We start from the raw sequence: 8,806 nt of genomic DNA, 5'->3' as shown, positions 1-8,806 counted from the left end.
TTGGTTTTGCCCGAACCTGCAATACCGTGAAAGAGTACTACCCCCTTATCTTCATTAGTAAGAGCATTCTTTACGTGGTGATGTACCTCAGCGAAGTCATCGTTGTACATTGTCTCAAAATCAATGCGATAAGGCTTAATAGTATGCGTTTTAATGTCTATACCTCGCGATGTTTTCAACAGTATAGATACTTTTGATTCTTTTGAAACGTATTTTTCTATATAATCCTCAAATAGTTTATTGAGGTTTTCTTTCGTCTTAGGATTGGTATTTTCGTAATACACCGAACTGACTTTGTAAAGCCCATCTTCAAAAATCTGACTGTCGTACTCATTCGATAAATTCTTGTCTATCAACAGAAAAACCTCTAAAGTAGGGTGAAAATAACACTCCTCCGATTCGTAAAGCTCATTTTGCTTAGAAGCGTATTCAAAAGTGTAATAATCAGTACATTTTACAAAGTGTTTTAGTTTATCTCTGTGTATCACAAGGTCATCACCTCCAAAATAAATATGTGCCATCAGGTCGTCTAATAGTCCGCGATAAGGATTCGTAAAAGTGAGCAGTTTATACTTGTCATACAGCTCTATATGGTCATCGCTATCTACCTGTAGCACATTCACAGGGTGATAATATTTTGATTCTTTTATCTTCATAGTAAATTAAAAAATAGGTTAATTGTCTTCTTGTATCATTTTTATAAGTTCCTCTTCGTTGGCAAATCTCACAAAATTGCCATTCTTAAAGTACGATATATGTCCCGTTTCTTCTGATACTACCAAGGCTGTAGCATCGGTTTTTTCGGTGATAGATACTGCGGCACGGTGGCGCAAGCCGTAGTGTTTGGGCAACGTATCTTCAGCTGCTACGGGCAGAATAACCCGTGTAGCCACAATAGTATTGCCCCTTATAACGATAGCCCCATCGTGCAGCGGACTGTTTTTATAAAAAATGCTCTCAATAATAGGCCCCGATAGCTCTAAGTTCATCTTGTCGCCTGTAGCTATCACAAAGTCTAAAGGCACACTGCGCTCTATCACTATCAATGCCCCTGTATGGGTAGTGCCGAGTTTATGGCATACGCTTACTAAACCTTCTACATTTAGCAGACTTTCTTTCTGTTTGAAAAAGTGAAATATGCGGTGCAGCTTATTGCGCGCCGTGATATTAGTAGACCCTATAGTCAGCAAAAAGCGGCGGATTTCCTGCTGAAATACCACTATCAGCGCAAATACCCCCACCCCTATAAACTGCCCTAATATACTGCTAAGCAATTGCATCTGCAAGGCTTCGGTGATTTTCCACAATAGGTAAATCATCACGATACCCATAAAAATATTGATAGCTACCGTACCTCTGATAAGTCGGTATACATAGTACAGAAAAGCCGCAAACAGCAGTATATCTATCGCATCGGCAATAGTAAAGTCTAAAATATCAAATAGTTTCATCGTATCTTACTGATAATTTTCACGCACTCTTTGGCTTCTTTCACATCGTGTACGCGTATGATGTGCGCCCCTTTTAGTAAGGCTATCGTATTGGCTATAGTGGTAGCGTTTAAGGCTCCAGCAGGGTCTGTATCAAGTAGTTTGTACAACATCGATTTGCGCGAAAGCCCTACTAACAGAGGGGCTTTCAGTATCTGAAAACGCTCTAAATGCTTCAGTATTTCATAATTCTGGTCTAAGGTTTTCGAGAAACCAAACCCCACATCTATTATCACATCGTTGATGCCCATTTCCATCATAGCAGTCTTGCGCTCCGAAAAATAATAAAGCATATCGGTAATGATATAATTGTAGTCGGTGTGCTGCTGCATTGTCTGGGGCGTACCTCTCATATGCATCGCTATATAGGGTACTTGCGCTTCAGCTACCACTTTCAGCATCTGAGGGTCTAACCCTCCTGCCGATATATCGTTGATAATCGCAGCGCCTTCAGCAACGGCTTGACGAGCTACCTCGCTTCGGAAAGTGTCTACCGAAATCAGCATATCAGGAAAAACCTTTATCAGCTGACGCACTACAGGTATCACACGCGCTAACTCTTCTTCTTCCGATACCTCAGCTGCATTAGGGCGCGTACTATACCCGCCAACGTCTATAAAGTCAGCCCCCTGAATAAGCATCTCCTCTGCCCTATTTAGCAACGTCTTTTCGGTTACCCTACTCCCCTCAAAAAACGAATCGGGCGTGTGATTGAGAATACCCATCACACGTGGATAATCAAGCGACACTAATTCACCTTTACAATTAATCGTCATATTCTATTAGTTAAAGTTAATGTTTTCATCTCTCGTCTTTCGCCTAGCAATCCGCAATATTTACCGCTACGGCCAAGCCTCCTTCTGAGGTTTCTTTGTACTTCGAATTCATATCCTTAGCCGTCTGCCACATCGTGTTAATTACCTTGTCTAAAGGCACTTTAGCGTTTTTAGGGTCAGTTGTCATCGCCAATTCGGCAGCGTTAATAGCCTTTATGGCCCCCATAGCATTGCGCTCTATACAGGGTATCTGTACTAAGCCCCCTATAGGGTCGCAGGTCAGTCCCAAATGGTGCTCCATCGCTATCTCGGCAGCTATTAATACCTGCTCTGGGGTACCGCCTAATAGTTCGCATAGTGCCCCAGCCGCCATAGCCGATGATACCCCTATCTCTGCCTGACAGCCACCCATCGCTGCTGAAATGGTAGCTCCTTTTTTGAAAAGACTACCTATCTCGCCCGCTACTAATAAAAATTGCTTGATAGCATCCTCTGTAGCCTGCTGATTTTCTATAGTGATGTAATACAATAGCACCGCAGGTATTACCCCCGCACTACCATTGGTCGGAGCCGTTACCACCCGCCCTAACGACGCATTTACCTCATTTACGGCCAATGAAAAACAACTCACCCACTTCAGTATTTCTCTAAACTTAATATCCGTTTTTTTAATGGAGTTTATCCAACTCTTCGGACTGTCATAAGTTACCACCCCTATCAGGTTTTTGTGAATGTCATAAGCGCGGCGACGCACGTGCAATCCCCCTGGCAGTACCCCCTCAGTATGGCAACCTATGTAGGTACATTCTAACATCGTATTCCAGATGCGCAACAGCTCGTGGTCTATTTCCTCTTCAGTGCGGAGTGCTTTTTCATTTTCATATACTATTTCCGATATTTTCTTACCCTCTGAACTGCAATAATGCAACAATTCCTCTGCTTTATCAATAGGAAAAGGGAAAGGAACATTCTTTTTATTGGTTTGCTCCTCTTCACAAGCATTTTCTTTAACAATAAAGCCTCCTCCTACCGAGTAAAAAGTCGATTGATAGTTAAAATCATCACCCGAAGCCGTAAAAGTAAGACCATTAGCGTGAAAAGGTAAGAAATTTCGGTTGAATACTATATCCTCTTTAGGATTAAACTTCACTATGAGTTCATTGCCCAAATACAGTTCTTGGTTATTAGTAATAGCCGTGATGATAACATCTAAACTCTCTATAGGCACATACTCAGGGTCAGCCCCACTAAGGCCTAACATTACTGCGAGGTCAGTAGCGTGTCCTTTTCCTGTAAGCGAAAGCGACCCATAGAGGTCTACCGACAATTTCTTAGTATTGAGCAAGTAGTTTTTTTCTCTTAGTTCTTTTACGAAGGCTTCAGCCGCTCGCCACGGCCCTAAGGTATGCGAACTTGAGGGGCCTACGCCTATTTTTAGCATATCAAAAACGCTTATCTGTTCCATTTTCTATGGTCAAAAAAATCAATCGTGCAAAGGTACAAAACAATTATGAATTAGCAAATTTGTTATCCGTTTATTATAGCAGAAATCGCAATACTTAATAAAAATAAGTATTGCGATTATCTTGTTTTTTTTCAGAAATTATTTATTAGGCTTTACTTTTATCAAATCTATATAGTTACTCCAGCCTTCAGCTTTTTTGTATTTTTCTTCACTTCCTTCAGGAACATAAATATTTTTCAAATATCGTGTATCAAAAGGATAACTTTTCAGAATAGGAGGATTTGTACCTTCAAATGTAATCGTTTCTAGTTTTTTACAATTAGCAAAGGAGTTATTCATTATTTTAGTTATACTTGAAGGTAAAGTAATAGAAGTTAAGGAATTACAACCATAAAAGGCATTCTCTTCAATACTTTTTACATTTTTATGAAACACAACAGACTTCAGAGAAAAACAATCTTCAAAAGCAGAATTTAAGATTTTATCAGTACTATTAGGTATTATGAAAGATACTAATGAAGAACATCTTGTTGCTCTGAATTCAGTTATTGTATTAGGAAGAGTAGCTGATTTTAAATGAACACAATCATTTAAAGATATTTTTGTCACATTATTAGGTACTGTGATAGAAGTTATCGCTGAATATTGAAAGGCTGAACCAATATAAGTAAGACCACTAGGAATAGTAATAGACATTAAATCTTCACATAGAGAAAAAGCCTCATCTTCAATTTTTTTTAAATTATTAGGTAGATTTATTTTTTGCAATGATTTACAACCAAAAAAAGCTCTTTCTTCAATAGTATATAATGTATTAGGAAGGGTTACAGATATTATGTTTTCACAATCTGCAAAAGCATTTTTACCGATACGTTCTATTTTATCCCCTAATACTATAGAAATCAAATTTCGAGCGAAAAGGGAAAATGCATTTTTATCAATATATTTAACTTCTTTTAATTCTTCATTAGAATTCATATCTATATAAGTAGTTCTTCCATTCTTCCATTTCAAAAGAGTTTTCTTATCTGCACTCAATTCATAATCTGTTGTTCTTATAGGAACTGATGGTAAAGTACTACCTAACTCTATATAAGAAGTCCCCCAAGAGCCTTCCAATTTAGGTCCATAAAGACGCTTATTTAGAGTATCAATATACCAATCACCAGCTTTACCTATGTTAGTAGGAGCCCCTACTCCTGCATATATTTTAGTTCCATCTTTCCCTGCTACGCCTTGCTCGCCTTTATCACCTTTATCACCTTTTTGTCCAACATTCTGACCATTACCTTTCGTACCAGCATCTCCTTTATCACCTTTGGCTCCTGTGTCTCCTTTATCACCCTTTGCTCCTGTATCGCCTTTATCACCTTTGGCTCCCGTGTCTCCTTTATCACCTTTAGCTCCGGTATCACCTTTATCACCTTTAGCTCCTGTATCGCCTTTATCACCTTTCGCCCCTGTGTCTCCTTTATCACCTTTAGCTCCTGTATCTCCCTTATCGCCTTTCGCTCCTGTATCGCCCTTGTCGCCTTGAATTCCTTTTAGACTAATAGGCGTTCCCCATCCTTGAGCTGTTTTAGCACCATAAAGATTAGTATTAGAAAGATCAAGGTAATAATCCCCTATGTTTCCTAAATTTTCAGATGGTGCTCCCATCCCTGAAAGAATTTGATTACCTCTCTGCACCTCTACTCTTTCAATAATTTTCTCAGTTTCTTTCCTACAACTGCTAACAGTTAGTGCTCCCAGCACTGCTACTGCTATTAAAATTACTTTTTTCATTTGTTTTTGATAAAATTAAATTGTTATTCTTACTCTCTTATAGGCTTTTCAGATACCGCCTTTGTCTTTCACATAAGAGCACAAAAAAGCGTGGGTACATTCCCCATACTTCCCTTATAGAGCCCGACCAAAGGCTGTGTGCCAAAGTAAAAAGGAATGCCCACGCTTATAACGCAGGCATTTCCACTTCACTTTTCCTAACACAAAAAATTGGTCGTTTTCTATAAGGAGGAAAATCGTAAAGCGAAACGCTAATTTATGTCTTTATGTTATTGTTTTTCTGTTTCTTTTAAATAGGATTTAAATGTTTTTTAAATTTTGTATTTATTTTCTATAACTCTATGCTAATTTTCTAGCATCTTCTAAAGATATTCCTGTTTCTGGAGATAATTCCCATTCTCTTAAGCGATTGTGCAACTCTTTTCTATAAGCATCAGAAATGGTATACTCCTGATCATCTATTATTTCAAAATTAAGTCGTTCGAGAGCTATTTTTGCATCACTTAGGCTAACTCCTTTAGGTGGTTTAATAGTAAGTGTTTCCATAATAATAACTTCTAAAATTTTGCGACAAATATACAACTATTTTTTAACTTAGCAGACTATTCTCTATAAATTTATCAAAATCTGATTCAAAAAGCCTATCTTGCACAATGCGATACTTCTCAAACTCGCTAAGAGCGTGTGCACGAGCTATTTCTGCGGTTATTTTGCCTGCGTCTTGCAATACTTGGCGGTCAGCAAATGCTAAAAAGCGATTCAAGCGTTGCTCCCAATCGCTCATTGTCATCGGTATATGTCGCAGTGCCATATCTTCTGCCATATCCAAATAAGCCGATACCAAACGTTGTAGCTGCGCCATTTCGTCCTCGGTTAGGTAGTTTTTAGCCACTACTACATCAAAAGGGTATATCTTGCCTTTAGGCGCATCTTTCCAAGTGCTAAGCCCCATATTAGTTTTTTCAGCATCAGCGCGCACATAAATCACCTCTGCAGCAGTATGTCCGTGTATCGCCCAATGCAATTTGTTTTGCACAGTAGCAAAAAAACGCTGTGTGCTAGCCGATTTAGGGTCATAATCGATAGAAGTAGTGTAAATATCCGTTATTTTCTGATAAAATTTGCGTTCCGACAGGCGTATTTCGCGTATGCGCTGTAGTTGTTCTTCAAAATACTTCTTCCCGAGTAGCGTACCATCGTTTTTTAGCCGCTCATCGTCCATCGCAAAGCCCTTAATGGTAAATTCTTGAATAATCTGCGTTGCCCATTTGCGAAATTGTACTGCTCTTTCTGAATTTACCTTGTACCCTACCGCTATAATTGCCGATAGGTTATAGTGCTTAGTATTGTACGTCTTACCATCATCAGCAGTTATCCGAAAATCTTGGATAACTGATTTTTCATCTAACTCATTATCAGAGAATATTTTTTGTAAATGATAATTAATCGTTCTTACATCTACATCATAAAGCAATCCCATCATTTTCTGAGAAAGCCATACGTTTTCATCGGCATAGAGACTTTGTATATTGCTCTCACCTGTAGCTGTCACAAAAGTAAGATACTCCGCTACTGAAGCCCGCACCATATCTTTAGTTGTTTTTTTTCTGTTCATCGATTACTATAATCAGGAGTCGCAAAGTTAGTGATTTATACAGAAATAAGCAAAAATTATTCACAGCATTTGCATTTAACTCTATGGCACAGTGCGAGATTTAAATGTACCTAAAGTTAAATGCCAATACTGTATACCTTACGTATAGGATGGGCGAAGGATGAGCGAACGATAAGCGAACGATAAGCGAAGAATGACCGAAAATTAATCGACCTCTGGTAATTAAAATTTTGTCAATTGACAAAAAAGTACTACTTTTGTAATAAAATTATAGATTTTCAAGAATACAATGAATGTAGAAACTGTTGCTTCAGAGCACGTAGCCACTGAAGCATTTCCTCAAGCTAAACCCAAATGGATTCGGGTAAAGCTGCCCACCGGCAAAAAATATACTGAACTGCGCAATGTAGTTGATAAATATAACCTACACACTATCTGTACTTCTGGCAGTTGCCCTAATATGGGCGAGTGCTGGGGCGAAGGTACCGCTACTTTTATGATTCTCGGCAATATATGTACCCGCTCTTGTGGTTTCTGCGGAGTGAAAACGGGTAGACCTGAAACCCTCGACTGGGAAGAACCTGAAAAGGTGGCTCGCTCTATCAAGCTGATGAATATCTCGCACGCAGTACTTACCTCTGTAGACCGCGATGACCTAAAAGATATGGGGAGTATTATTTGGGCTGAAACCGTAAGAGCTGTACGCCGTATGAACCCTAACACTACTATGGAAACGCTTATCCCTGATTTTCAAGGAGTAGAACGTAATCTTAACCGTATATTAGAGGCTGCCCCCGAGATTATCTCGCACAATATGGAAACAGTACGCCGCCTCACTCGCGAAGTGCGCATTCAAGCTAAATACGATCGTAGTCTGGGAGTATTAAAATATCTGAAAGAGAATGGTGCTAACCGTACCAAATCGGGTATTATGTTGGGATTAGGTGAAAAAGAAGAAGAGGTAATTGAAACTTTACACGACCTAAAAGAGGCTAAAGTAGACATCGTAACTATTGGGCAATATCTACAACCCTCTAAACGACACTTGCCTGTTAGAGCCTTTATTACCCCTGAGCAATTTGCTAAGTATAAAGAAATAGGTATGAGCTTAGGATTCCGCCACGTAGAAAGTGGTGCTTTGGTACGCTCTTCTTACCGCGCCCAAAAGCACTTGTTATAATCGATTTACCAATTTGCTAATAAAAAAAGAGACTGTCAGTTAATTTCTGACAGTCTCTTTTTTTAAATATCATTTCTAAGTAAAGTGTGTTTCAAAACAAACTCTAATAATAATAAGAGTCCTGCTACAAGCACCCACCATCTGAATTTCTCATCTACTTCGGTATATTTAAATTCTTCTATCTTAGTAGTTTCCATCTGGTTAATCTCGTCGTAAATCTGTTGCAACTTCTGGTTGTTAGTAGCGCGGAAATAACGTCCTTTAGTCACTTGGGCTATCTTCTTCATCAGTGGCTCGTCTATATCTACCTGCTGCATACGGTATATGATGCTGCCATCGGCATTCAGGGCGTAAGGCGACAATGCCATTCCGTTAGTACCTATCCCCACCGTATAGACTTTGATGCCGTATTCTGCTGCCAACTCGGCTGCCGTTTGTGGGTCTATAAAACCGGTATTGTTCACCCCATCAGTTAATAGGATAATTACCCTACTC

The 8,806-nt window shown here is 39.2% G+C and carries 8 protein-coding genes and 1 pseudogene; 1 reads left to right on the top strand and 8 read right to left on the bottom strand.

The annotated features are described in order from the left end of the window. The 7 genes and pseudogenes from HMPREF9074_RS10665 to HMPREF9074_RS10635 all read right to left on the bottom strand — a co-directional run. Positions 1–656 (bottom strand): annotated as a pseudogene (locus HMPREF9074_RS10665) (ATPase); the annotation flags it as partial. 18 nt (positions 657–674) lie between these two features. Beyond that, on the bottom strand, positions 675–1,451 hold the full coding sequence (gene cdaA, locus HMPREF9074_RS10660; RefSeq protein ID WP_009388915.1) for a diadenylate cyclase CdaA: 777 nt from the start codon (positions 1,449–1,451) through the stop codon (positions 675–677). Next, entirely contained in the window at positions 1,448–2,266 is an 819-nt protein-coding gene (gene folP, locus HMPREF9074_RS10655; protein ID WP_009388914.1) for a dihydropteroate synthase, read from the bottom strand. The genes cdaA and folP overlap by 4 nt, the downstream gene beginning before the upstream one ends. Positions 2,267–2,309: 43 nt before the next feature. Then, on the bottom strand, positions 2,310–3,731 hold the full coding sequence (locus HMPREF9074_RS10650) for an L-serine ammonia-lyase (RefSeq protein ID WP_009388913.1): 1,422 nt from the start codon (positions 3,729–3,731) through the stop codon (positions 2,310–2,312). 138 nt (positions 3,732–3,869) lie between these two features. Continuing rightward, positions 3,870–5,516 (bottom strand): leucine-rich repeat protein, encoded by a 1,647-nt coding sequence (locus HMPREF9074_RS10645; protein WP_009388912.1) that lies wholly within the window; start codon positions 5,514–5,516, stop codon positions 3,870–3,872. Positions 5,517–5,855: 339 nt separating this feature from the next. Further along, positions 5,856–6,062: a hypothetical protein gene (locus HMPREF9074_RS10640; RefSeq protein WP_009388911.1), complete on the bottom strand. Its 207-nt coding sequence runs from the start codon at positions 6,060–6,062 to the stop codon at positions 5,856–5,858. A 43-nt stretch (positions 6,063–6,105) separates the two neighbouring features. Then, entirely contained in the window at positions 6,106–7,131 is a 1,026-nt protein-coding gene (locus HMPREF9074_RS10635; RefSeq protein WP_009388910.1) for a virulence RhuM family protein, read from the bottom strand. Positions 7,132–7,420: 289 nt separating this feature from the next. Here HMPREF9074_RS10635 and lipA point away from each other — a divergent pair, with 289 nt between their 5' ends. Next, positions 7,421–8,311 (top strand): lipoyl synthase, encoded by an 891-nt coding sequence (gene lipA / locus HMPREF9074_RS10630; protein ID WP_009388909.1) that lies wholly within the window; start codon positions 7,421–7,423, stop codon positions 8,309–8,311. A gap of 62 nt (positions 8,312–8,373) precedes the next feature. Here the strand turns inward: lipA and HMPREF9074_RS10625 are convergent. After that, a partial coding sequence (locus tag HMPREF9074_RS10625) for a vWA domain-containing protein (protein WP_034540718.1) occupies positions 8,374–8,806 on the bottom strand: 433 nt, incomplete at its 5' end.

The sequence above is a fragment of the Capnocytophaga sp. oral taxon 329 str. F0087 genome, from assembly GCF_000213295.2.
In the GTDB taxonomy this organism is placed as follows: domain Bacteria; phylum Bacteroidota; class Bacteroidia; order Flavobacteriales; family Flavobacteriaceae; genus Capnocytophaga; species Capnocytophaga leadbetteri_A.
This window is presented reverse-complemented; position numbering and strand designations above follow the sequence as displayed.